17 protein-coding genes are annotated in these 24,123 nt (G+C 70.8%); 4 read left to right on the forward strand and 13 right to left on the reverse strand.

The genetic code is table 11. The features are described from left to right. Positions 1 to 103 precede the first annotated feature (103 nt). The 9 genes from ACZ4VK_RS12170 to ACZ4VK_RS12210 all read right to left on the reverse strand — a co-directional run bounded on the left by ACZ4VK_RS12170 (position 104) and on the right by ACZ4VK_RS12210 (position 13,169). A complete protein-coding gene (locus ACZ4VK_RS12170; protein WP_468351190.1) occupies positions 104 to 2,668 on the reverse strand; it encodes an alpha-L-arabinofuranosidase C-terminal domain-containing protein in 2,565 nt (854 codons plus the stop codon). A gap of 182 nt (positions 2,669 to 2,850) precedes the next feature. Beyond that, positions 2,851 to 3,564, reverse strand: coding sequence for an L-ribulose-5-phosphate 4-epimerase AraD (araD, locus tag ACZ4VK_RS12175; RefSeq protein ID WP_468351192.1), 714 nt, complete (start codon positions 3,562 to 3,564; stop codon positions 2,851 to 2,853). Positions 3,565 to 3,602: 38 nt separating this feature from the next. Then, positions 3,603 to 5,111, reverse strand: coding sequence for an L-arabinose isomerase (gene araA / locus ACZ4VK_RS12180; protein WP_468351193.1), 1,509 nt, complete (start codon positions 5,109 to 5,111; stop codon positions 3,603 to 3,605). A gap of 68 nt (positions 5,112 to 5,179) precedes the next feature. After that, positions 5,180 to 6,886: a ribulokinase gene (gene araB, locus ACZ4VK_RS12185; RefSeq protein WP_468351195.1), complete on the reverse strand. Its 1,707-nt coding sequence runs from the start codon at positions 6,884 to 6,886 to the stop codon at positions 5,180 to 5,182. Positions 6,887 to 7,197: 311 nt separating this feature from the next. Further along, a complete protein-coding gene (locus ACZ4VK_RS12190) occupies positions 7,198 to 8,202 on the reverse strand; it encodes a LacI family DNA-binding transcriptional regulator (RefSeq protein WP_468352021.1) in 1,005 nt (334 codons plus the stop codon). Positions 8,203 to 8,422: 220 nt separating this feature from the next. Continuing rightward, positions 8,423 to 9,430, reverse strand: a complete 1,008-nt coding sequence (gene yjfF, locus ACZ4VK_RS12195) for a galactofuranose ABC transporter, permease protein YjfF (protein ID WP_468351197.1) — start codon at positions 9,428 to 9,430, stop codon at positions 8,423 to 8,425. Next, complete coding sequence (locus ACZ4VK_RS12200; RefSeq protein WP_468351199.1) at positions 9,427 to 10,542, reverse strand: ABC transporter permease; 1,116 nt, start codon at positions 10,540 to 10,542, stop codon at positions 9,427 to 9,429. The genes yjfF and ACZ4VK_RS12200 overlap by 4 nt, the downstream gene beginning before the upstream one ends. Further along, positions 10,539 to 12,101, reverse strand: coding sequence for a sugar ABC transporter ATP-binding protein (locus ACZ4VK_RS12205; RefSeq protein WP_468351201.1), 1,563 nt, complete (start codon positions 12,099 to 12,101; stop codon positions 10,539 to 10,541). Before ACZ4VK_RS12205 ends, ACZ4VK_RS12200 begins: the two co-directional genes overlap by 4 nt. Positions 12,102 to 12,167: 66 nt before the next feature. Next, positions 12,168 to 13,169 (reverse strand): ABC transporter substrate-binding protein, encoded by a 1,002-nt coding sequence (locus ACZ4VK_RS12210; protein WP_468351203.1) that lies wholly within the window; start codon positions 13,167 to 13,169, stop codon positions 12,168 to 12,170. Between the two features lie 438 nt (positions 13,170 to 13,607). Here ACZ4VK_RS12210 and ACZ4VK_RS12215 point away from each other — a divergent pair, with 438 nt between their 5' ends. Next, entirely contained in the window at positions 13,608 to 15,914 is a 2,307-nt protein-coding gene (locus tag ACZ4VK_RS12215; RefSeq protein WP_468352024.1) for a beta-L-arabinofuranosidase domain-containing protein, read from the forward strand. 117 nt (positions 15,915 to 16,031) lie between these two features. Here the strand turns inward: ACZ4VK_RS12215 and ACZ4VK_RS12220 are convergent, their stop codons facing one another. After that, complete coding sequence (locus ACZ4VK_RS12220) at positions 16,032 to 17,291, reverse strand: FAD-binding protein (protein WP_468351205.1); 1,260 nt, start codon at positions 17,289 to 17,291, stop codon at positions 16,032 to 16,034. Between the two features lie 333 nt (positions 17,292 to 17,624). On the opposite strand from ACZ4VK_RS12220, the gene ACZ4VK_RS12225 reads away from it, so the two are divergent. From ACZ4VK_RS12225 to ACZ4VK_RS12235, 3 genes are all read left to right on the forward strand, one after another. Further along, positions 17,625 to 18,641, forward strand: a complete 1,017-nt coding sequence (locus tag ACZ4VK_RS12225) for a zinc-dependent alcohol dehydrogenase (RefSeq protein ID WP_468351207.1) — start codon at positions 17,625 to 17,627, stop codon at positions 18,639 to 18,641. Between the two features lie 119 nt (positions 18,642 to 18,760). Next, positions 18,761 to 19,729: a hypothetical protein gene (locus ACZ4VK_RS12230; RefSeq protein ID WP_468351209.1), complete on the forward strand. Its 969-nt coding sequence runs from the start codon at positions 18,761 to 18,763 to the stop codon at positions 19,727 to 19,729. 55 nt (positions 19,730 to 19,784) lie between these two features. Beyond that, positions 19,785 to 20,870, forward strand: coding sequence for an aldose epimerase family protein (locus ACZ4VK_RS12235; RefSeq protein WP_468351211.1), 1,086 nt, complete (start codon positions 19,785 to 19,787; stop codon positions 20,868 to 20,870). A 64-nt stretch (positions 20,871 to 20,934) separates the two neighbouring features. Here the strand turns inward: ACZ4VK_RS12235 and ACZ4VK_RS12240 are convergent, their stop codons facing one another. From ACZ4VK_RS12240 to ACZ4VK_RS12250, 3 genes are read right to left on the reverse strand one after another with little or no spacing between them, the layout of a single operon-like run. Next, positions 20,935 to 21,816 (reverse strand): carbohydrate ABC transporter permease, encoded by an 882-nt coding sequence (locus tag ACZ4VK_RS12240; protein WP_468351212.1) that lies wholly within the window; start codon positions 21,814 to 21,816, stop codon positions 20,935 to 20,937. Next, on the reverse strand, positions 21,813 to 22,775 hold the full coding sequence (locus tag ACZ4VK_RS12245) for a carbohydrate ABC transporter permease (protein WP_468351213.1): 963 nt from the start codon (positions 22,773 to 22,775) through the stop codon (positions 21,813 to 21,815). Before ACZ4VK_RS12245 ends, ACZ4VK_RS12240 begins: the two co-directional genes overlap by 4 nt. Continuing rightward, a complete protein-coding gene (locus tag ACZ4VK_RS12250) occupies positions 22,772 to 24,109 on the reverse strand; it encodes an extracellular solute-binding protein (RefSeq protein ID WP_468351215.1) in 1,338 nt (445 codons plus the stop codon). The genes ACZ4VK_RS12245 and ACZ4VK_RS12250 overlap by 4 nt, the downstream gene beginning before the upstream one ends. Positions 24,110 to 24,123: the final 14 nt, after the last annotated feature.

Below are 24,123 nucleotides of genomic sequence, written 5' to 3' on the forward strand. Positions count from 1 at the left end.
CGCCCCCCCCCCCCCCCCCCCCCTCCCCCCGGGGCGGGGGCCCCCCCGCGGGCCCCCCCCCCCCGCCGCCCTTCACGGCCGGGGCCGTCGTCGGTTCCTTCTCCTACCTGGTGCCGATCCGCAGGAAGGTGACCGAGTGGGCGGGGAAGGTGTGCGTGAAGGTCCGCCCGATGCCCTGCAGCGTCGATGTGCGCGGCTGGATCGGTGAGGCGTCGGCGCTGTTCACCGCGTCCGGCGCTCCTTCCAGGGTGGTCACCCTGGCGGTCGAGGCGACGGCGGCGGTACCGAGGTCGATGCGCGTACGGGCAGCCGCGGCCTGAGCGTTGACGACCTTGACGATCAGGTCGCCCTTGTCCTTCGTCACCACCTGGCGGAACGGTTCAGCGGTCTTGTCGTCGGTGAAGGAGCCCCACTTCTGCCCGTCGAGGAAGAGGGTGACCTGTCGGCCCCGCACCTGGACGTGGACGTCGTAGGCGCGGCCCGTCTCGATGGTGGTGGGGGTCTCGAGCAGGGTCTGCTTGCCTCCGTCGACGGTCTTCTCGACGGCGGAGCGGGTGTTGTTCCAGCCGCCGAGGTTCCACCAGTAGTGGTTGCCGGTGTCGCGTACGCCGAAGGCGATCAGGAAGCCTTCCCTGCCGGACTTCTTCGTGGCCCTGACCTTCAGGTCGTAGTCCTGCCAGCTCGTGTCGCCGGCGGTGACCAGGGTGTTCTCGGCGGCCTCGTCGGACTGGACGTACGCTCCGTCCTGGACGGCCCAGGTGCCGCGGCCGGCCGACGGCGTCCAGCGGGAGGCCCCGGCGGAGAAGTCGTCCTTCAGCAGGCTCGTGCCGTTCGCGGCGGTGACCTCGACGTCGTCGTAGGCGGCGCTGGTGGCCCAGGTCGACAGGCCGACCGCCCCGGTGATCGGGCCGGAGAGGGACGGGGTGGCGGAGGCCCGGCTCGGCACGACCCGGTCACCGGTGTTGTTCATGAACAGCTTCTGGACCTCGTAGCTGGTCGAGCCCCACGAGCGGTTGTTGTCGAACCAGATCATGTCCGGCCGCCACTGGTTCTGGTGCACGTCGGCGAGCAGCGGGGCGTAGGAGGCGAGTTTGACGACGTCGGCGTTGCGCTCGAGGCCGGTCATGAACGCCGCCTCGGACAGGGCGTTCGAGAAGCGGTTGTCCCGGGAGGCGTACTCCCCGAGGAACACCTTGGGGCCCGAACGGTCGTAGGAGTCGTAACGGTTGTTGTTCTCCAGGAACCACTGCGGGCTGTTGTAGTAGTGCTCGTCGACCATGCCGACGCCCGCCTGGCGGTTGAGGTCCCACAGCCGGTCGAAGGTGGCGCCGCTGGAGGCGGGACCGGAGTTGGAGACGACCGTGATCTGCGGGTACCTGGCCGCGATCGCCTTGCGGAATTCGGTGAAGCGGGCGAAGTAGGCCTCGGGCAGGTTCTCCTCGTTGCCCACGCCCACGTGGGTCAGGCCGAAGGGCTTCGGGTGGCCCATCGCGGCCCGCTTGCGGCCCCAGGTGGAGGTGACGGGGCCGTTGGCGAACTCGATCAGGTCCAGGGTGTCCTGGATGTGCCGCTTGAGGAGAGCGGGGTCGTCGGTGGCCTGGTTCTCACCGCAGCCGGTGACGAGGGCGGGCACGACGGGCAGCGGCATCGCACCGATGTCCTCGGAGAACTGGAAGTACTCGTAGTAGCCGAGGCCGTAGCTCTGGTGATAGCCCCAGAAGTTGGCGTTCACGGCCCGCTGTTCGACCGGGCCGACCGTGTCCTTCCACTGGTAGGAGCGGCGGCGCTCCCAGTCGGGGGCCTCGTAGGCCTCGTGGCTGCCCGTGTTGACCAGGCAGCCGCCCGGGAAGCGCAGGAAGCCGGGGTCCAGTGCGGCGATCTTCTCGGCGAGGTCCTTGCGCAGCCCGTTCTGGCGGCCCTTGTAGGTGTCACGGGGGAAGAGCGAGACCATGTCGAGGCGTACGGTCCCCGCGCCCGCGGCCGTCACCGCGAGGCGGCCCGCGGTGGTGGTCACCTTGGGGACGAGCGTGCCGGTGTACTTGGTCCACCGGTCGCCGCGTACGGCGATGCCGAGGGGTGCGGACAGGACGGTGCCGTCCTCGGTGCGGAGCTCGGTGGTCAGACGCGTACCGGCCGGGTTGTCCGTGCGCGCCCAGACGGAGAAGGCGTAGCGTGCGCCCTCCTTGAGGGCCATGCCGGCGCCGTAACCGCTGTTGACGAGGCCGAAGCGGCCGGTGGTGCCGCCCGTCCCGGCGAGGTCGAGGCGCAGATGGTTGCGGTTGCGCTCGTTCAGCCGCTCGGCGTCGTCGACGACCCGGAGGGTGCCGGTGGCGCCGCCGGACGCGGTCTGCCGCCAGGAGGTCAGCGGGGTGTAGGACCGGTTGTCGACGGGGCTGAACTCGAAGGAGCGGTTCTGGACGAGTTCGGCGTAGAGCCCGCCGTCGGCGGCGTTGTTGATGTCCTCGAAGAAGACGCCGTACATCGTGGGGTCGATCGCCGGTCCCGTGCGGTCGGCGTCGACGGAGATCGTGTAGTCGGTCACGGCGGTGTCCGCCGCCGCGGGGGACTGGGTGAGGAGACCGGCCGCCAACGAGGTGGCGAGCAGGGAGCCGGCGACGACACCGGCTTTTCTGGTGGCTTTTCTGGTGGTGCGGTCGTGCGTGCGCAAGGCGGCTCTCCTTGAGATGGACGGTGGGTGGGCGTCGTGCTCTCGGTGCGCGGTGCTGTACGGGCGGGGCCCTGGCGTTCATCGGCGCTCGGGCTCCCGTCGCCCGGGGGCCCGCGTCCGCTTCGGGGGGCCTTCACGGCGCGGCGCGCCGGTGGACGCGCGCCGCGGCCGTGCCGGTGTGCTCACACGGTGGGCGGGTTGCCGTAGTAGGCGTCCGGGCCGTGTTTCCGTGTGAAGTGGCGGTCCAGGAGGTGCTGCGGAGGGTCGACCGTGCCCAGGGCGATGGTGTGGAGGGCCATCTCGGCCACCGCCTCGCAGATGATGGCGTGCTCCAGGGACGTGGTGGCGTCGGCGCCCCAGGTGAAGGGGCCGTGGTGGGCGACCAGCGCGCCGGGGACCTCCCTGGCCCGGGTGTCGTCACCCTCAAGGAGGTCGATGATGACCTGGCCGGTGTTGTACTCGTAGTCCGTGGCGCACTGCTGCGGCGTGAGGACCTCGGTGACGGGGACGGGACCGTTGAAGGTGTCGGCGTGGGTCGTGCCGAGCACCGGTATCGCGCGCCGGGCCTGGGCGAAGGCGACGGCATGGGTGGAGTGCGTGTGGGTCACGCCTCCGATGGAGGGGAAGGCCAGGTAGAGACTGCGGTGCGTCTCCGTGTCGGTGGACGGCCGCAGCCTGCCGTCCACGACGCTCCCGTCGGACAGGGAGACGACGACCAGGTCCTCCTCGCTCAGCACCTCGTAGGCCACTCCCGAGGGCTTGATGACGAAGACGCCGGCCTCTCTGTCCACACCGCTCACGTTGCCCCAGGTGAGGGTGGCGAGCCCGGCCCTGGGGATGCGGAGGTTGGCCTCCAGTACTTCTCGGCGCAGCTCCTTGGACACGGTCGTACACACGGAGGGCTCCGTCCTGGTGGTGGTGGAGGCGGGCGTGTTCACAGGCTCTGGGCCAAGCGGTGGTAGGCCTGGTTCCAGCGCAGCTCGCGGGTGAAGCGCCGGATGGTGGTGTCCTCGTCGATGACGGCGAGCTCGGTCCGCAGCATCTCGGCGAGGTCCTCGAGCTCCTCCCCGCCGAGAGCGGTGGTCAGGACGGTGTGGTGCGGTGCTCCGGCCGTCAGCCAGGCCTCGGTGGAGGTGCGCAGGTCGGGGCGGGGCTGCCAGACGGCGCGGGCGACGGGGAGCCGGGGCAGCGGCTCGGGCGGGGCGACGACGTCGATGTGGTTCGCGACGAGCCGGAACCGGTCGCCCATGTCGGCGAGACCGACGACGACGGCCGGACCGGGGTCCGCGTCGAAGACGAGACGGACCGGGTCCTCGCGCCCGCCGATGCCGAGCGGGTGGATCTCGCAGGTGGGCGTCGCCGTCGTGAGGGAGGGGCAGACCTCCAGCATGTGGGCGCCGAGGATGAGTTCCTGGCCGGGCGTGAGGTCGTAGGTGTAGTCCTCCATGAAGGAGGTGCCGCCGGGCAGGCCGTGGGCCATCGCCTTCATCGTGCGCAGCAGGGTGGAGGTCTTCCAGTCCCCTTCGCCGCCGAAGCCGTAGCCGTCCGCCATCAGGCGCTGCACGGCGAGGCCGGGCAGCTGGCGCAGGCCGCCGAGGTCCTCGAAGTTGGTGGTGAAGGCGCGGAAGCCGCCCTCCGTGAGGAAGGTGCGCAGGCCGGCTTCGATCCGGGCGGCGTAGCGCAGGGAGTCGTGGCGTTCACCGCCGGGGCGCAGTTCGGGCGCGAGGGCGTAGAGGTCCTGGTACTCCTTGACGAGCGCGGAGACGGTGGCCTGGTCGGCGGAGTCGACCGCGGCCACGAGGTCGTTGACGCCGTAGGTGTTGACCGAGACCCCGAACCGCAGCTGTGCCTCGACCTTGTCGCCCTCGGTGACGGCGACGTCGCGCATGTTGTCGCCGAAGCGGGCGAGCTTGAGGGTGGTCAGTTCGGCACGGCCGACGGCCGCGCGCGCCCAGCCGGCGATGCGGTCGACGACCTCGGGGGTGGTGACGTGGCCGGCCACGGTCTTGCGGGGGACACCGAGACGGGTCTGGACGAAGCCGAACTCGCGGTCGCCGTGGGCGGCCTGGTTCAGGTTCATGAAGTCCATGTCGATGGTGGACCAGGGCAGTTGGCGGTTGGCCTGGGTGTGCAGGTGCAGCAGCGGCTTGCTCAGGGCGTCGAGTCCCGCGATCCACATCTTGGCCGGGGAGAAGGTGTGCATCCAGGCGATCAGGCCGATGCAGCGGTCGTTGGCGTTGGCCTCCAGGCAGACCGCGCGGATGGCGGCCGCGTCGGTGAGGACCGGCTTCCAGACGAGGCGGACGGTCATCTGCGGCTGGTCGGCGAGGGTCGAGCAGATGGTGCGTGACTGTTCGGCGACCTGGGCCAGGGTCTCGTCGCCGTAGAGGGCCTGGCTGCCGGTGAGAAACCAGATCTCGCGGTCGGGCTTGGCGAGCGTCATGTCGGGTGTGCTCCTCGGAGGTGCTGGGGTGGAGAGGTGGGGCCGTCGAGGCCGGGGAGGCGGCCCGGTCAGTCGGTGGTCGCGGTGCGGGCGGCGTTGCGGATCCTTCGCAGGCGGTGCAGGAGGAGGTCCGCTCCGGTGCCGAAGTGGTCGTGCAGGGCGCGGTACTCGTCGAACAGCGCGTCGTACGCGTCCGCCCGCGCGGGATCGGGTACGTAGGCGTGCCGCTGGACGCTTCCCATGGCGGAGGCGGCGGAGCGGACGTCGGCGTACGCCCCCGCGGCGACGGCGGCGTGGATGGCCGAGCCGAGTGCCGGCCCCTGCTCGGAGGTGCCGAGGGAGACGGGGCGGCGGAGCACGTCGGCGTAGATCTGCATGAGCAGTGCGTTCTTCTTCAGGCCTCCGGTCACGATGAACTCCTCGACGGGAATGCCGCCGTCCTCGAAGGCCTCGACGATCATCCGGGTGCCGTACGCCGTGGATTCGAGCAGCGCCAGGTAGACGTCTTCGGGACGGGTGTCGAGGGTGAGTCCGGCGATGACTCCGGAGAGGTGGTGGTCGACCAGGGTGGAGCGGTTGCCGTTCATCCAGTCCAGGGCGACGAGTCCGTGCGCGCCGACCGGCCGGCCGGTGGCCTTGCGGGTCAGGAGCTGGTGCAGGTCCTCGCCGGCCGCCGCGGCCTCGGTGCGGTAGTGGTCCGGGACGCCCTGGCGGAGCCACCAGGCGAAGATGTCGCCGACCGCGCTCTGGCCCGCCTCGTAGCCGTAGGCGCCCTTGACGATGCCGCCGTCGACGACTCCGCAGATGCCGGGGATCTCGGCGAGGGCGGCGCCGTTGAGGACGTGGCAGGTGGAGGTGCCCATGATGGCGAGCATCCGGCCGTTCTCCACGGCGCCCGCGGCGGGCGCGGCCACGTGGGCGTCGACGTTGCCGACGGCGACCGCGATGCCCTCGGGGAGACCGGTCCAGTGCGCGGCCCGGCCGCTCAGTCCGCCGGCGCGGGAGCCCAGCGGTGACAGCGGGTGCTCCAGGCGCGTGGCGGGGAAGTCGGCGAAGTCCGGGTGGAGCCGGGCGAGGAAGCCGGGCGAGGGATAGGCGCCGTCCTGGTGGATGCCCTTGTAGCCGGCGGTGCAGGTGTTGCGGGACTCCGCGCCGGTCAGCTGCCAGACGATCCAGTCGGCCGCCTCGATCCAGCGGGCGCAGGCGGCGTAGACGGCGGGGTCCTCCTCCAGGACCTGCAGGGCCTTGGCGTACTGCCACTCGGAGGAGATCTTGCCGCCGTACCGTGCGATCCACTTCTCGCCCTGGGCGTGGGCGAGGGCGTTGATGCGGTCGGCCTGGTCCTGGGCCGCGTGGTGCTTCCACAACTTGGGCCAGGCGTGCGGGTGGTCGGCCCACTCGGGTGTCAGGGCGAGGGGGATGCCGTCCGGTGTGGTCGGCAGGACCGTGCAGGCGGTGAAGTCGGTGGCGATGCCGATGACGCGTGCGGGGTCGACTCCGGCGTCGGCGACCGCGGCCGGGACGGCGGTGCGCAGGACGTCGCGCCAGTCCTCGGGGTGCTGCAGGGCCCAGTCGGGGGGCAGCGGGGCGCCGGTGGTGGGAAGACGGTCCTCGATGACGGCATGGCGGTACTCGTGGACCGCCGACCCGAGTTCGGCGCCGTCCCGGACCCTGACCACGACGGCGCGCCCGGAGAGGGTGCCGAAGTCGACTCCGATCGTGCAGGCCTCGGGGTCGTGACGGGCTGCAGGGCCGGAAAAGGCGTGTGTGGTCACGATGCGATCTCTCTCGTCATGGGCAAGGGGGTGGGACGCCCCCGATTGTTAACGCTCACAATCGGGTTGGACAAGGGTTGCGTGCACTTCTGTCGGAAATCGCGGACAGGGAGAGGGCTGTGAAGTGAGCGCTCACTTGTGGGGCCGGGCGCGGGCGGCGCGTTGTGTCCGGCGCGGATGGCGCAGGGTGGGCCGGCCGCGCCCGGCGCGGGCAGGCACGCCCGGCACCGGCAGCGGAAGACGCGGCCCTAGGGGGTGTCTTGTCGATCAGGCCGGACGTCGCGAGCCCGGCCTGACCGACAAGACACCCCCTAGTTCGACGGGCGCGTGCTCGCGCGCATGATGAGCTGGGGCTCCACCAGGAGGTGTTCGGGCTTGCGGGCGCGGCCCTCGATGTGGTCCACCAGGAGGCCGATGCTCCGGCGTCCGATGGCGGTGAAGTCCTGGCGGACCGTCGTCAGCGACGGCGGGAAGTACTCGGCCTCCGGGATGTCGTCGAACCCGGCGACGGCCACCTGGTCGGGGGTGCGGATGCCGGCCTCGCGCAGGGCCCGCAGGACACCGAGCGCCATCTGGTCGTTGGCGACGAAGACCGCGGTGACCGGCGTCGTTCCCCGGCGGGCCACGGCGAGGCCCGCGAGTTCCTGCCCCGCGCGGTACCCGGACAGCGGGCTCCAGTCGCCCGTCAGCACCCGGGGTGGCCGGATACCGCTCTCCTCGAGGACCGCCCGCCATCCCGCGGTGCGGGCCTCGCTCTCCAGCCAGTCCTCGGGCCCCGCCACGTGCCAGACGGTGCCGTGCCCGGCGGCGAGCAGGTGCTCCGTGACCATGCGGGCACCGAGCTCCTGGTCGAGGGAGACGCCGGGCAGGTCGAGCTGGTGGCCGCCCTCCACGGTCACCACGGGAAAGGGCGCGTCGAGTTCGGCGAGCGCCTGCACGTGCGAGCGCTGCGGGGTGATGGCGACGACGCCCTCCACGCCCCAGGACGCCAGGTGGTCGATGGCGTCCTTCAGGCCCTGCCCTCCGCCCGTGCGGAGATTGACGGTCGAGACGAGGTAGCCCTCGTCCCTGGCCGCCTCCTGCAGGCCGGCCATGGTGCTGGCGGGGCCGTACAGGGTGGTGTTGACGGCGATGACGCCCAGTGTCCTCGTACGGCGCGTCACGAGGGCGCGCGCGGCCGAGTTGCGGCGGTAGCCCAGCCGCTCGATGGCCAGGGTGACCTGTTCCCGGGTGGCCGCTCGCACGTTGGGGTGATCGCTCAGCACCCGGGAGACGGTCTGGTGGGAGACCCCCGCCTCTCGTGCGACGTCGGCCATCGTCGGCGGGCGGACGTCTTCCGTGGGATGCGCCACGTTCGCCTCCCTTCTCGCTGCTTACGGCTGTGTGTCGATACGCGTGTGTGTCGATACGCGTGTGTGTCGATGCGAGAACGACCTTAGCGCCTCTTGTATCACGCCATTGTGAGCGCTAACAAAGGCGGACCGGAGAGCCCCTTACCCAGGGGGCCCTCCCGGCGTCCGGACTCGCCCGGGCCGTCTATTCCGCCGGACGGGACCCGCCGAAGAGCCGTTGGAGCAGGATGAACACGAACAGCAGACCGCCGATGACGATCCGCGTCCACCAGGAGCTGAGGGTGCCCTGGAAGCTGATGACGGTCTGGATCAGACCGAGGACCGTCACGCCGAGTGCGGTCCCCAGGACGAAACCGGAACCCCCGGTCAGCAGCGTCCCTCCGATGACGGCGGCCGCGATGGCGTCGAGTTCCATGCCGACGGCGTGCAGGGCGTAACCGGACAGCATGTAGAAGGTCAGCAGCAGGCCGCCGAGGGCCGAGCACAGACCGCTCACGGCATAGACGGCGACCTTCGTGCGACCCACCGGCAGGCCCATGAGACGGGCCGAGGACTCGTTGCCGCCCAGGGCGTAGACCGTGCGGCCGAAACGGGTGTGGTGCAGGACGACGAAGGCGAGCGCCAGCACGACCAGGGCGATGACCACGGCGGGTGAGACGAACAGGCCTCCGGGCAGGAGGACCCGTGTCTGGGCGATCCGCGTGGTCGTCGGGTCGGTGATGGAGATGGACGACGTGCTGATCATGTAGCAGAGACCACGGGCGAGGAACATGCCCGCGAGGGTGACGATGAACGGCTGGATCTCGAAGGCGTGGATCACCCACCCCATCAGCGCGCCGCCTCCGGCCCCCACCAGCAGGACCACCGGTATCGCCAGGGCGAGCGGCAGGCCGTTCTGTTCGACGAGCCAGGCCGTCAGCATGGTCGACAGGGCCACCATCGAGCCGACGGACAGGTCGATTCCGCCGGTCAGGATGACGAACGTCATGCCGATCGCCACGACGAGCAGGAAGCCGTTGTCGACCAGGACGTTGAGCAGGACCTGCGCGGAGAAGAAGCCTTCGTACTGGACGGAGCCGATCGAGAACATCGCGACAAGCAGGGTGGCCGTCACCATGAGCGGCAGGCGGGTGGCGTGCCGTACCGAGAACCGGTGGAGCGGCTTGGTGAGGGAGGCGAGGGTGGTGCTCACGGGTGGACCTCCTGCTGACGGGCTCCGACGTCGCCGGCCGCCGGGGCCTTGTCGGGGGCGGCCGGTCCGCGACGGCGTGAGAGTCGCGCGCGGAACGCGGACGACTGGACGAGGGACACGACGATGACGACCAGGGCCTTGAAGACGAGGGTGGTCTCCGGCGGTACGCCGAGGGTGTAGATCGTGGTCGAGAGGGTCTGGATGATCAGCGCGCCCAGGACCGTGCCGCCGAGGGAGAAGCGGCCGCCCGTCAGCGCGGTGCCGCCGATGACCACGGCGAGGATCGCGTCGAGTTCGATCCACAGGCCGGCGTTGTTGCCGTCGGCGCTGGACACGTTGGAGCTGATCATCAGGCCCGCCACCGCCGCGCAGACGGCGCTGACGACGTAGACCATGACGAGGAGTCCGCCCGCCCTGATCCCGACGAGCCGGCTCGCGACCGGGTTGCCGCCCACCGATTCGATGAGCATGCCGAGCGCGGTCCGGCGGGTGAGGAGAGAGGCGACGATCACGAGAGCCCCGGCCAGCAGGACGGCGAAGGGGAGGGTGAGCCAGTAGCCGCCGCCGATCATCTTGTAGGCGCTGCTGGACACGCTGATGATCTGCCCGTCGGTGATCAGCTGGGCCACACCGCGTCCGGCGACCATGAGGACCAGCGTGGCGACGATGGGCTGGACGCCGAGCCGGGCGACGAGGAAGCCGTTGAGGAGTCCGATCGCGGCGGCGACGCAGAGCGCCACGGCTATCGCCGACATGACGGTGCCGAGGCTTCCGGGATCCTTCGCCGTGGCGATGTGCTCGCACGCGAGGGCGCCGGCGATCGCCACCGTCGAGCCGACCGAGAGGTCGATGCCCCGGGTGGCGATGACCAGCGTCATGCCGAGCGACACCAGGATCAGGGGGGCGCCGAACTGGAGGATGTCGATGAGGCTGCCGTACAGGTGTCCGTTCTGGACGCGGACGGCGAAGAAGTCGTGGGTGAGGGCGACGTTCCCGAGCAGCAGGACGGCGAGGACGGCGGCGGGCCAGAACAGGCGGTGCTCGGTGAGCCGCCGGGCGCCGGGCGCGCGCGCCGTACGCGCGCCCGCGCCTGTGTCATCGGGTGGTGTCATGAGGTGGCTCCGGTGGCGATGGCGCCCAGGATCCGGTCGGGCGTCAGAGTCGTGTCGTTGGGGAGGGTGGCGACGAGCCGGTGGTCGCGCAGTACGCCCACGCGGTGGCTCAGCCGCAGCACTTCCTCGAGTTCGGCGGAGATGAAGAGGACCGCCGTGCCCTCGGCCGCCAGGCGGGTGACGAGTTTCTGGATCTCCGTCTTGGCGCCGATGTCGATGCCGCGGGTGGGTTCGTCCAGGATCAGCAGCTGGGGGTCGGTGAGCAGCCACCGGGCGAGGAGCACCTTCTGCTGGTTGCCCCCGCTGAGGTTGCGGACCTGCGCTTCCGGATGGGCCGGGCGGATGTCGAGCACCTCGATCCACCGGGCGGCGATCTCGTCCTGTCGGGTACGGGAGAGGGGTCTGGTCCAGCCGCGTGCGGCCTGGAGGGCCAGCACGATGTTCTCGCGGACCGTGAGTTCGCCGATCAGCCCCTCCGCCTTGCGGTTCTCCGAGCAGAAGGCGATCTTGCGGGCGATGGCGGCACGGGGCGAGCGCAGTGCGGCGCGTTCGCCGTCGATCCGCAGTTCGCCCTTGTCGGCGTGGTCGGCCCCGAAGAGCAGCCGGGCCGCCTCCGTACGTCCGGATCCGAGGAGTCCGGCAAGGCCGATGACCTCGCCGCGGTGGATGTCCAGGTCGTACGGCTGGATGGAACCGGACCTGGCGAGTCCGCGGGCGCTCAGGAAGGGGATGTCCGTGGCCCCGGGGGTGGCGGCGGTGCCGGTGTGGGACGTCTCGGCCAGTTCGTCCAGGGTGCGCAGTTCGCTGCCGACCATGCGGTGGACCAGGGTGACGGGGGTCAGCTCGTCGATCCGGTACTCGCCCACGAGGCGGCCGTTGCGCAGGACGGTCACCCGGTCGCACAGGTCGAAGACCTGGTCGAGGAAGTGGGTGACGAAGAGGATCGCGACGCCCCGGTCACGCAGCCGGCGCACCAGGGCGAACAGCTGGGCTACCTCGTCCCGGTCGAGGCTGGAGGTGGGTTCGTCGAGGACGAGCACCTTCGCCCGGACGTCCACGGCGCGGACGATCGCGACGAGTTGCTGGACGGCGAGGGAGTGGGCGCTCAGCGGCAGGCCGACGTCGAGGTCGAGGTCGAGTTCGGTGATGAGCTGGGCCGCGCGCCGGTGGAGGGCCGACCAGTGGACGAGTCCCAGACGCCGTGGCTCACGGCCGATGAGGATGTTCTCGGCGACCGAGAGGTTGGGGCACAGGTTCACCTCCTGGTAGACCGTGCTGATTCCGGCGTGTTGCGCCTCCAGTGGTTCGGTGAACCGCTGGGGGTCGCCGTCGATGGCGATGGTTCCCGCGTCGGGCGGGTGGACTCCGGTGAGCACCTTGATGAGGGTCGACTTGCCGGCGCCGTTCTCGCCCATCAGCGCGTGCACTTCCCCCGGGAAGAGGCGCAGGTCCACGCCGTCGAGGGCGAGGACGCCGGGGAAGGCCTTGCGGATGCCGTGGGCCTCCAGGACCGGCCGGTCGGTGCGGGTGGGTGTGCGAGGGGTGGGTGGGGCTGCCATCCGCCCTCCTCTCCTGAGGGACCGGGGCGGACGCGAGGGCCGCCCCGGTCCGATACGGGCGTGAGGTCAGTACTGGCGGCCGGGCAGGGCGGCCGCGGCCTGGTCCTGGGTGAAGACGCCCTCCTTGACCTCGACCCGGCGCGGGACGCTCTCCCCCGCCGCGACCTTCTTGGCGAGCTCCATGAGCTGGTCACCGAGGAGCGGGTTGCACTCGACCACCACGTTGATCTTCTTCTGCTGCATGGCGACGAAGGCGTCCTTGATGCCGTCCACGGAGATCACCTTGATGTCGGTGCCCGGCTTCTTGCCCGCCTCCTCGATGGCCTGGATGGCGCCCAGGGCCATGTCGTCGTTGTGGGCGTACAGGACGTCGATGTCCTCGTGGGACTTGAGGAAGGCCTGCATGACCTCCTTGCCCTTGGCGCGGGTGAAGTCGCCGGTCTGCGAGGCGATGACCTTGAACTTGGGGTCCCCCTTGATCGCCTCGGCGAAGCCGGCCTTGCGGTCGTTGGCGGGCGCGGAGCCCGTGGTGCCCTGGAGCTCGACGACGTTGACCGGTCCGGCGGCGCCCTCGTACTCCTTCACGAGCCACTTGCCGGCCTCCTGTCCCTCCTTGACGAAGTCGGAGCCGAGGAACGTCTGATAGAGGGAGGTGTCCTGCGAGTCCACCGCGCGGTCGGTCAGGATGACCGGGATGCCGGCGCTCTTGGCCTCCTTCAGGACGGTGTCCCAGCCGGACTCCACCACCGGCGAGAAGGCGATGACGTCCACCTTCTGCTGGATGAAGGTGCGGATCGCCTTGATCTGGTTCTCCTGCTTCTGCTGCGCGTCGGAGAACTTCAGCGTGATGCCGGCCTTCTCGGCGGCCTCGCGGACGGACGTGGTGTTGGCGGTACGCCAGCCGCTCTCGGCTCCCACCTGGGCGAAACCGAGCACCAGCTTTCCGTCGGAGGAGCCCTTGCCGGTGCCGCCGGTGCTGCCGGTGGTCGCGGGCTCGGTCGTGCAGGCGGTCAGCACACTGCCGGCCAGGGCGGCGGCGGCGACGATGCGGAGGGCTCTGTGGGCCATGTCGTGGTTCCTCTCGGGACGTGCGTCGTACCAGGCGGAGCCCTGAAGGCGATGGGCCCGGTGGAGACGTGGCTGCGCAGGGGTCGGTCGTGACGGGCGAGGCGGACGAGGCATCAGCCTCGACCGCCGGCGGACCGACGAGTGCGACACATTGTGAGCGCTAACACAGACGTAACTCAAGGGTTGGTACGACCGTTACACGTTCTTGATCCGGGGAAGCAGGTCGGCGACCGCGCGACGAAACGGGTCAAGGAGCAGCGAAAGCTGGCCCCTACAGCTGTCAGATCCCTGCCCTTGAGGGATGTCCCGGCCCCGGCCGGGGCGGGGTCCGGCCCCCTCCGCTGCTCCACGTTCATGTCGTGCGCCGAGTATTGACCTCAAGGTTGTGAGCGTTAACACTCATGCCGTCCTCCCTGCCCGCCAGAGAAAAGGTGCATGATGTCCCCCTCCGTCAGCAGACGACACCTCCTCCAACTGGCCGGAGCGACCGCCGCGGCATCCGCCGTCGGCCCTCTCCTCGGCGGTTCCCCGGCGCAAGCGGCCCTCCCACCGGTCCGTACCGACATCGGGTCCCTGGCCTCCCCCTTCGAACTCGGCCAGGTCCGGCTGACCGCGAGCCGATGGCTGGACAACCAGAACCGCACCCACAGCTACCTGCGGTTCGTCGACGTGGACCGGCTGCTGTACAACTTCCGCGCCAACCACCGGCTGTCCACCGGCGGCGCGTCCGCCACCGGCGGGTGGGAAGCACCCGATTTCCCCTTCCGCAGTCACGTCCAGGGCCACTTCCTCACGGCATGGGCACAGGTGTACGCCGTCACCGGGGACGCGGTGTGCCGGGACAAGGCCCTGTACATGGTCGCGGAGCTGGCCCGGTGCCAGGCCAACAACACCGTCGCGGGCTTCAGCGCCGGGTACCTGTCGGGCTATCCGGAGTCCGACTTCACCGCCCTCGAGGCCCGGACGCTGACCAACGGCAACGTGCCGTACTACACCGTTCACAAGACCTTGACCGGTCTCCTGGACGTGTGGCGGCACCTCGGCAGTACCCAGGCCCGTGATGTGCTGCTCGCCCTGGCGGGCTGGGTCGACCGGCGGACCGCACGGCTGAGCGCCGGGCAGATACAGGCCATGCTGAGCACCGAGTTCGGCGGTATGAACGCCGTCCTCACCGACCTCTACCAGCAGACCGGCGAGGCACGGTGGCTCGCCGTCGCCCAACGGTTCGACCACGCCGCGGTGTTCGACCCGCTGGCCGCGAACCAGGACACGCTGGCAGGGCTGCACGCCAACACGCAGGTGCCGAAGTGGATCGGGGCCGTTCGCGAGTACAAGGCGACCGGGGCCACGCGCTACCGGGACATCGCCACCCACGCCTGGGACATGTGCGTCGGCACCCACACGTACGCCATCGGAGGCAACAGCCAGGCGGAGCACTTCCGTGCGCCGAACGCCATCGCCTCCTACCTGCGCCAGGACACGTGCGAGAGCTGCAACACCGTCAACATGCTCACGCTCACCCGCGAGCTGTTCGCGCTCGCTCCGGACCGGGCGGCGTTGTTCGACTACTACGAGCAGGCCTGGCTGAACCACATGATCGGCCAGCAGAATCCGGCCGACCCGCACGGCCACGTCACCTACTTCACTCCGCTGAACCCCGGAGGCCGGCGCGGCGTGGGTCCGGCCTGGGGCGGGGGCACCTGGAGCACCGACTACTCCACCTTCTGGTGCTGCCAGGGCACGGGTCTCGAGATGCACACCCGCCTGATGGACTCCGTCTACTTCCACGCGGGCACGACCCTGACCGTGAACCTGTTCGTGCCCTCGGTCCTCACCTGGACGCAGCGCGGCATCACCGTCGTCCAGACCACGTCGTACCCGGCGAACGACACCACGACCCTGCGCGTCACCGGCAACGCCGGTGGCACCTGGTCCATGCGCATCCGCATCCCCGGCTGGACCACCGGGGCCACCGTCAGCGTCAACGGCGTCCCGCAGAACATCGCCGTGGTACCCGGCACCTACGCGACCCTGACCCGCGCCTGGGCCGCCGGGGACACCGTCACCGTACGTCTGCCGATGCGCGTCGTCCTGCGTCCGGCCAACGACAACCCCGCTGTCGCCGCGGTCACCTACGGCCCGGTCGTCCTGTCCGGCGACTACGGGGCGACCGCCCTCAGCTCCCTGCCGTCGCTCGACACGTCCTCGATCAGGCGGACCAGCTCCACCGCGCTCGCCTTCACCGCCACCGCGAACGGCTCCGCCGTCGCCCTCGGTCCGTTCCACGACGCGCACGGCCACAACTACACCGTCTACTGGAACACCGCCCGCACCGTCCGTCTCGTCAACGCGGGCAGCGGCCTCGTCCTGGGCATCCAGAACATGTCCACCGCCGACGGCGGCAGGGCACTTCAGTGGACCGACTCGGGCACCGCCGACCACGACTGGGAGATGATCGCGGAGGGCGACGGCTTCCGGTTCCGCAACGTGCACAGCGGGAAGGTCCTCGGCGTCCTGAACATGTCCACGGCCGACGGCGCCACCGTCCTGCAGTGGTCGGACAACGGCACCGCCGACCACCGGTGGACCCTGCTCGGCCAGAACGACGGCACCTTCAAGATCCGCAACGCGCACAGCGGCCTGCTGCTCGCGATCGAGAACGGTTCCACGGCCGTCGGTGCGTACGCGGTCCAGGCGTCGGACGACGGCAGCGCCGACAACCGGTGGCGCATCGCGCGGAGCTGAGGCGCAGAGCTGAGGCGCGCGGCAGAAGGGCCGTGACCCGTGCCCTTCCCCCCACCCGGTCGGGGGAACACGGGTCACGGCTCCCGCCTCTTCAAGCCCCCGCCGGTCTCGCCTCCCTCACGAAGGAAAGTGGCGGGCGATGAAGTCGTTGCGGAACACGCCCGCGGGGTCGCCGGCCGTCATCAGCCGCGCGAAACGGTCGTAGCGGGGGTAGAGACCGCGCAGGGCGTCGGACTCCGTGGTGAAGAGCTTGCCCCAGTGCGGCCGGGCGGCGAAGGGCGCCAGAGCTCCCTCGATCACCCGGAGGGCCTTCGTCACGGACTCGCCGTCGGGCAGCCAGGTGAAGTGATAGGCGATCGAGTCGCGCCGGTACGCGGGGCTGAGCCAGAGGTCGTCCGCGGCCACGCTCCGGATCTCCCCCACCTGCAGGTGCGGGGCGAAGGCGTCCCGTACCGCGTGCAGGGCGTCGAAGGCCGCGACGGCGTCCTCGCGGGCGACGAAGTACTCCGACTGCAGTTCCGCGCCGCTGCTCGGGGTGTGTTCCAGTCGGAAGTGCGGCAGCCGGTACGGGGACGGGCCCGGCAGTCCCAGCTGCGGGGTGCAGGAGTCGGCCGGCATGCCGGGGACGGGGTGCCTCGGCCCGTCGGCCCGCACGGCGCCGAGCCAGCGCGCCGCCCCGGGCGCGGACTCCCCGGCGTCCGCGCGCCGCTTGAGCCAGACCTGGTCGATCAGGTCTCCCTGCCAGCGGGTGAAGAGGCTGACGCTGTAGGCGGCGGACATCACCTCGTCGAAGCCCTCGCGAAGGGTGGTGACGGGCAGCCCCTCGTACACCCACTGCCGGACGTCGAAGGCCGGCATCAGGTCGAGCGTCAGCGTGGTGACGACGCCGAGGGCGCCGAGGGCGACCACGGAGCCCGCGAAGTGTTCTCCTCCTCGCTCCGTCGTCACCAGGTCGCCGGAGGCCGAGACGTACTCGACGGCCCGTACCGCCGAGGCGATGGTGCCGTTTCCGTCTCCCGAACCGTGCGTGCCGGTCGCGCAGGCCCCGGCGATCGAGATGTGCGGCAGGGAACCGAGGTTGTGCAGGGCGTACCCGGCCTCGTGGAGGGCGCCGGTGATCTCCCCGAACCGTGTTCCCCCGCTCACGGTGACGGTGCCCGCCCGCGCGTCGATGTCCAGCACGCGGGGCAGGCGCGCCGTGGACACCAGGTCCCCGGGCGTGTCCGCGATCGTGTTGAAGGAGTGTCCCGTGCCGAGGGCGCGCACGGCCCGGGAACCGGCCACGAGCTCCTGGAGCTCCTCGACGGAGGTGGGGGCGCTGAGGCGTTCCGCCCCGAAGGTGATGTTCCCCGCCCAGTTGGTGAGGGTGTCGTCCATGTCCGTCCTTGTCGTTCCCGCGGTTTCTCGTACGACGTGCTGGGCGGTGACGACCCTGACGATGGCTTCACCGACTCATCGTTCGTCATATCGAACAACGTTCATGATCTCGGTCGCCGCAGACTAGGATCGCCGGTTCGAGGCAGTCAAGGGCCGCTCCGAGGACCGTCCAATCCGCCCGGCGTGCACGACCGTTGACACCGCCACATCACGCTTCGTACTGTCGCGGCAAGATTTCGAACGTTGGCCGAGATACCGAACGAGGGGAGTCGCCGACGTGCGCGTCACTCGGATCAGCACCCATGGGGTGGGTTCGCCCGGGGGCGGCTCCCGGTGAGCGCCCGAGATTCGGCCGTCGTCCTCGACGCCCCCGGGACGTTCCGCCTCGTCCCCCACACGCCTCGGCGGCCGGGCCCCGGCGAGGCCCAGGTGCGCGTCCACGCCGTGGGCGTCTGCGGCAGCGACCGCGAGCTCTACCAGGGCAGCCGCCCCCCGGAGTACGTCCGTTATCCGATCGTCCCTGGCCACGAATGGTCCGGCACCGTCATCGCCGTGGGAGAGCACGCGCCCGCCTCCCTGATCGGCCACAAGGTGGTGGGCGAGGGGCTGCACAACTGCCAGACGTGCGCACGCTGCCGCGACGGCGAGACCAACCTGTGCACGGCCGGCTACGAGGAGACGGGATTCACCGTGCCCGGCGCGATGGCCCCCACCCTGACGCTCCCCGCCCGCCTGCTGCACACCCTTCCGCCGGCCGCCGACCTCACCGCCGCCGCGCTCCTCGAGCCCGCGGCCCGCGCCGCCGCCGCCGTCCTGAAGGCGTCCCCGCTCCCCGGCTCACGGGTGGCCGTCATCGGCACCGGCGCCCTCGGCCTGCTCGCCGCGCAGCTGCTCGGCGCCTTCTCCCCGAGCGAACTCCTGGTGATCGGTACGCACCCCGACCGCGCCGCTCTGTCCCACCGGTTCGGGGCCACCTCCTACCGGACGTGGGACCAGGCTGCCGGTCTCGCCGACTTCGACGTGGTGATCGAGGCCGCGGGGGCCGTCTCGACGGCACACGCCGCGACCTCCCTGCTGCGACGGGGAGGGCGCCTGGTCCTCACGGGCAACCTGGCACCCGGTGCGAAAGGGCTCGACCCCGCCCAGGTCGTCGTACGGCAACTGTCGGTCGGCACCGTCTTCGGAGCGTCGTCCGGCGCCTGGACCTACGCCGTGCGCGCCTTCACCGCAGGACTCGTGACCCCGCTCGCGCTCGTCACGCACGAGCTGGGCGTCGACGAGTTCGGGCGGGCCATGGAACTCGTCCACGGCGGCGATCCCGCGACCGGGAAGGTGCTGCTGCGCCCCTGAGGGCCCGTCCCGCGGATCGGACGGACGACCTCTGATCCGTACCGGCGCGGACTCGTCCGCCCGCACCCCTCGCCTCAAGGCCGTCGACCGATCGCCCCTTCGGACCCCAGGAGGTCTGCGTGTCCCCCTCCCCGCTTCCCCCGCAGCGCCCGCCCGGTGCGCGGATCCTCGGCGCGCTCGGGCTCCAGGCCCCGGAACCCGTCGCCGCCGACGCGTCTCCCCATGCCTTCCCGGACGGCGGAAAGTGGCGTACGGAGATCCCCTCCGTGGAGGGCCCCGAGGCGCTCGACACCGTGCTGCGGGAGGCCGACCGGCTCGCCGTCCCCGTGCACCGCGTCAGCCAGGGCAGCGGCGTGTGGATGCTCACCGACGCCGAGATCACCGAGATGGTGAAGGCCGCCGCCGAACGCTCCGTCGAGCTCTGCCTCTTCACCGGCCCCCGCGGCACCTGGGACACCGGGGCCTCGACCCGTACCGACTCCGGGGGCGGCGGCCTTCGGGCCCGAGGACACGGCGCGGTCGCCGGCTGCGTGGAGGACGCCGTGCGCGCGACCTCCCTCGGCGTCACCTGTCTCCTGGTGGCCGACGAGGGAGTCCTGTGGACGCTGCACCGGGCGAGGACCGCGGGACTGCTCCCCCCGGACACCACGCTGAAGGTGTCGGCCCTCATCGGCCCGGTGAACCCCGCCGCGTACGCCGTCCACGAGCGGCTGGGAGCCGACTCGATCAACGTCGCCAGTGACCTGACGCTCGCCCAGCTCACGGAGATCCGCCGGGTCAGCGGCGCTCCCATGGACCTGTACGTCGAGGCACCGGACGACCTCGGCGGCTACGTCCGGATGTACGAGACGGCCGAGCTCATCCGGCGCGGCGCGCCCCTCTACCTCAAGTTCGGCCTCGCGAAGGCGCCGGGCCTCTATCCCTCGGGCGCCCACCTGCGGGAGACCGTGCTCGGCACGGCGCGGGAGCGGGTCCGACGCGGGAGGCTCGTCCTCGACCTGCTGGCCCGGCACGGGGCGGAGGGCGCCATGTCGCCGCTCGGTTCACGACTCCCCGGGCCGCTGCGCCGCTTCCCCGCCGACGCCTGATCCGCCCCGGCCTCTCCTCACGTGCCCTGATCTTCCCGACGACTTCCGGAACGCGATGATGACACTCCCCCGCAACTCGCCCCCTCCCCCCGTCTCCGAACCCTTCGGCCGTCTGCCCGACGGCACGGAGGTGCGCCGCTGGTGGCTGGAGAACGGCGGCACACGCCTCGCGGTGCTCAGCCACGGCGGCATCGTGCAGTCCCTGGAGACACCCGACCGGGACGGCCGACGCGTGAACGTGTCGCTGGGCTTCGCCGGGCTCGACGACTACCTCGGCTCCCGGGCGTACCTCGGTGCTCTCGTCGGCCGCTACGGCAACCGGATCGCCCACGGCCGGTTCGACCTGGACGGCACGCGCCACTTCCTGTCCGTCGCGAGCGGTGAACACACGCTGCACGGCGGCGCCCTGGGGTTCGACCGGCGGAACTGGACCGTGCACGGGTTCGCCCGCGGCACCGACGTCGGTCTCGTCCTCACCCTCACGAGTCCCCACGGCGACATGGGCTTCCCCGGCACCCTGAACGTACGTGTGGTGTACACCCTCACCGAGGGGGGTGACTGGCGCATCGACTACCACGCCGTCACGGACCGGCCCACGGTCGTCAATCTCACCAGCCACGTCTACTGGAACCTCGCCGGCGAGTCCGCGGGCTCCGTCGACGGCCACGAACTGTCCCTGGCCGCGTCCCGGACGACTCCGGTCGACGCGGGGCTCATCCCGACGGGCCGTCTTGCTCCGGTCACCGGTACGCCGTTCGACTTCCGGACGGCCAGGGCGATCGGCCCGGGGCTCTCGGCCGACGACCCGCAGCTCCGGCACGCGGGGGGCTACGACCACAACTGGGTGCTCGACAAGGGCGTCACCGACGCCCCGGAGCCTGCCGCCACGCTGTACGAGCCGGTGTCCGGCCGCATGCTGCGCATCGCGACGACCGAGCCCGGTGTCCAGTTCTACTCCGGCAACTTCCTCGACGGCACCCTGACGGGCAGCGGCGGTCGCCCCTACGGGCGCGGGAGCGGACTGTGCCTGGAGACGCAGCACTTCCCCGACTCCCCCCACCAGCCCGAGTTCCCCTGTACGGTCCTGCGTCCCGGCGAGACGTACCGGTCCTCGACCGTGCACTCCTTCACCACGCTCTGACCCATCCGTTCCGTCGCGAAGGGCCCGTTCCTCCCCCACGGAGGAACGGGCCCTTCGCGCGGGTTCACTGGCCGGCGAGCCCCGTGTGGGCGATGCCCCGCACGATCTGCCGCTGGAACAGGGCGAAGATGAACAGCAGGGGCAGGCCCGCGATCACCAGGGAGGCCATGATCTGGGCGTAGCGGACCCCGAAGCCGGACTGCACGTTGACAAGACCCACCGGGAGCGTCATGGCCTGGGGGTCGGTGGTCACGAGGAACGGCCACAGGAAGTTGTTCCACGTGGAGATGAACGTGAAGATCGCGACCGCCGCGAGAACGGGCCGGGACAGCGGCATGACGATGGTCCAGAAGACCCGCCAGCGCCCGGCGCCGTCGACGAAGGCGGCCTCTTCGAGTTCCCTGGGAACCCCTTCGAAGAACTTCACCAGGATGAAGACCATCGCGGGAACGGCGACCTGGGGGAGGATCACTCCCCAGTAGGTGTCCACGAGTCCCATGCGGACCATCTGGGTGAAGAGCGGCGCGATGAGGACCTGGGGCGGCACCATGATGCCGGCGAGGACCAGGCCGTAGAGGATCCTGCGTCCCCGGAACACGGTCCGGGTGAAGCCGTAGGCGGCCATGGCGCACAGGACGACGGTGAGCAGGGTGGTGACCCCCGAGACGACGAAGGAGTTCACCGTCCACCGCAGGAGGGTGCCGGACTCCCACACCTTGGTGTAGGCCTCGAAGGTGATCCGCGAGCCGATCCACTCCAGCGGTGTCCCGGTCGTCTCCCCCTCCGGCTTGAGCGAGGTGGCGACGGCCCAGAGCAGCGGAAGCAGCCAGGCGGCGGCCAGGACGAGTGCCACGACGAGGAGCGAGATCCGGCCCGCGGTCCAGTGGAGCCGGCGCCTCTCGGTGCGGGACGCTCGGACGGTGCGGTCACGGACGGCGAGGCTCACTTGCCTGCCTCCTCTCGGCGCCGGGCCAGTACGGGCTGGACCAGGGAGACGGTCAGGATGAGAGCGAAGAAGATGTAGGAGACGGCGGACGCGTAGCCGATCCGGTAGCCGGTGAAGCCCTGCTGGTAGACGTACTGCAGGATCGGCCGGGTGGAGTCGTCCGGCCCTCCGCCGGTCATCAGGTAGACCTGGTCGAAGATCTTGAGCGAGGCGAGCACCTGGAGGACGAGTACGAGTCCCGTGGTGCGTCGCAGGAGCGGCAGGGTGATGTGGCGGAGCCGCTGCCAGGCGCCGGCGCCGTCGAGTTCGGCCGCCTCGTACAGATGCTGCGGGACGGCCTGGAGCGCCGCGAGGTAGAGCAGGAAGTTGAATCCGACCGTCCACCACACCGTGGTCAGGACGATGGAGAGCATGGCGTAGCGCTCGTCGCTCAGCCAGCCGATGCCGGGTTCCATTCCCGCGGAGGCGAGAAGCTGGTCGGCGAGCCCGAATCCGGGCGGGAAGATCATCTGCGCGAACAGCATGCAGACGACGCCCGAAGGCAGCAGGAAGGGCGCGAACCAGCTGATCCGCCAGAGCCACTGCACGACGCGCAGCTGGTGGGCGATCAGGGCGAGCACGAGTCCGACGAGGACGAGCGGGATGGTGGAGAGCACGGTGAACCAGACGGTGTTCCACAGCGAGGACCACATCTGCGGGTCGGCCAGCGCCTCCGCGTAGTTGTCCAGGCCGATGAACTCCGCTTCGGTGCCCGTGATGTTCTCGCTGGTCAGGCTCATGCCAAGACCGCTGATCAGGGGCCAGACGAGGAAGAGGCCGTAGACGATGAGGAAGGGGGCCACGAAGACGAGCCCGTGCTCGGTCCACTTCCTCCGGACGGCTCCGGGGCGGGCCGTGCCGGCGGCTCGGCCCGCCCCGGAGGCCGCGGGCGCCGGGGCGGCGGGGGTGAGCGTGGTCATGACGTGACTCCGGGGAGGGGGTTGCGGGTGTCGAGAAGGCGCCCGAGCCGGAGCTTCGCCTCGGAGAGCGCCGCGCGGGGCGTGCGGGAGCCGGTGAGGAGCGTCGAGAACACCTCGCCGAGCTCGATCCACATCCGGGAGGCGGACCCGGCGAACCAGGCCGGCTCGTCCAGCACCACGTCGTCGATCACGTCGCGGTACGCGGACTGCGGATCGAGCGCGAGATAGGCGGGGTCCGTGAGAACGGGCCGGTACGCCGGTACGTGGCCGCCCGCCGCCCATTCGACGGAGTGCTTCAGCATCCAGGCGACGAAGGCGCAGGCCGCCCTGTCCGTCGCGGTGTCACGGCTGCGCTGGTGCGGCAGGACGAAGGCGTGGGAGTCGGCCTGTGCCGTGGCACGCCCGAACAGGGCGGGGACCCGTGCCATCGAGAACGGTGTCCCGCCCGTCCGGAAGGTGGTCACCTCCCAGTCCCCGTTGAGGTGGAACGCCGTCTTTCCCTCGTTGAAGATGCCCACCGAGGCCCCGTAGTCGGCGCGGCGCCTCCACAGCCCCTCTTCCACGAGGGAGGCCATGTACTCGAGCACCCGCAGGGCCTTGGCGTCGTCGAGCGCCAGTCCCTTGCCGTCCGGGGTGAGGACGGTCCCTCCGGTCTGGGAGTAGAAGGTGGAGAAGAGGCGCCAGGGCGTGATGCAGTCGGGGCCGAGGGTCTCGGTGACGAGGCCGGGGCCCCCGGTGACCTTCTTGGCGGCGCGCAGGGCTTCCGTGAAGTCCGCCGCTCCCGCGATGGGCTTGAGGCGCCGGCCGTCCATCAGACCGGCCTTGCGGCAGATGTCGGTCTGGTAGTAGAGGACGAGGGGATGGGTGTCGAGAGGGACGGCGTACTGGCGGCCGTCGATCTGTCCCCGCCGCCAGAGGTCCTCGGGAAAGTCCACCGGGCGGATGCCGGCCTCGGCGAGCAGGTCGGGGTCGAACGGGTCGACCAGTCGTCCGGGGCCGAACCCGGCCAGCCTGGCCATGTGGAGTGCGGCGACCTCCGGCGCGCGGCCTCCCGCTCCCGCCATGCCGAGTTTGGTGTAGTAGGGGGCGCCCCACTGAAGGGTGGCCGCCTCCAGTTCGACGTCCGGGTGGGCGGCACGGAAGGCGTCCAGCATCTTCTGCATGTTGACGCCGTCCCCGCCACCGAAGAGGTGCCAGAACCGGAGCCGGGTCCGGCCGGAGGCGACGGCCGAGGGCGCCGCGCAGCTCGCGGTCGAGGCGAGGACGCCCGCGACGGCGAGGGTGCTCAGAGAGCCGGCGAGCACACGGCGCCGACTGGGGTGGGATGAATGCATAGCGGCTCGTATTC

The sequence above is a fragment of the Streptomyces sp. NPDC028711 genome, from assembly GCF_055565415.1.

What these genes read in the sequence shown, in the direction of transcription:
- araA (WP_468351193.1), bottom strand. Translation starts at nt 5,111, where the DNA reads ATGACGCTCGCCAAGCCCGACCGCGAGATCTGGTTTCTCACCGGCAGC.
- ACZ4VK_RS12190 (WP_468352021.1), bottom strand. Translation starts at nt 8,202, where the DNA reads ATGGCCGACGTCGCACGAGAGGCGGGGGTCTCCCACCAGACCGTCTCC.
- ACZ4VK_RS12200 (WP_468351199.1), bottom strand. Translation starts at nt 10,542, where the DNA reads ATGACACCACCCGATGACACAGGCGCGGGCGCGCGTACGGCGCGCGCG.
- ACZ4VK_RS12205 (WP_468351201.1), bottom strand. Translation starts at nt 12,101, where the DNA reads ATGGCAGCCCCACCCACCCCTCGCACACCCACCCGCACCGACCGGCCG.
- ACZ4VK_RS12210 (WP_468351203.1), bottom strand. Translation starts at nt 13,169, where the DNA reads ATGGCCCACAGAGCCCTCCGCATCGTCGCCGCCGCCGCCCTGGCCGGC.
- ACZ4VK_RS12215 (WP_468352024.1), top strand. Translation starts at nt 13,608, where the DNA reads ATGTCCCCCTCCGTCAGCAGACGACACCTCCTCCAACTGGCCGGAGCG.
- ACZ4VK_RS12220 (WP_468351205.1), bottom strand. Translation starts at nt 17,291, where the DNA reads ATGGACGACACCCTCACCAACTGGGCGGGGAACATCACCTTCGGGGCG.
- ACZ4VK_RS12235 (WP_468351211.1), top strand. Translation starts at nt 19,785, where the DNA reads ATGATGACACTCCCCCGCAACTCGCCCCCTCCCCCCGTCTCCGAACCC.
- ACZ4VK_RS12245 (WP_468351213.1), bottom strand. Translation starts at nt 22,775, where the DNA reads ATGACCACGCTCACCCCCGCCGCCCCGGCGCCCGCGGCCTCCGGGGCG.
- ACZ4VK_RS12250 (WP_468351215.1), bottom strand. Translation starts at nt 24,109, where the DNA reads ATGCATTCATCCCACCCCAGTCGGCGCCGTGTGCTCGCCGGCTCTCTG.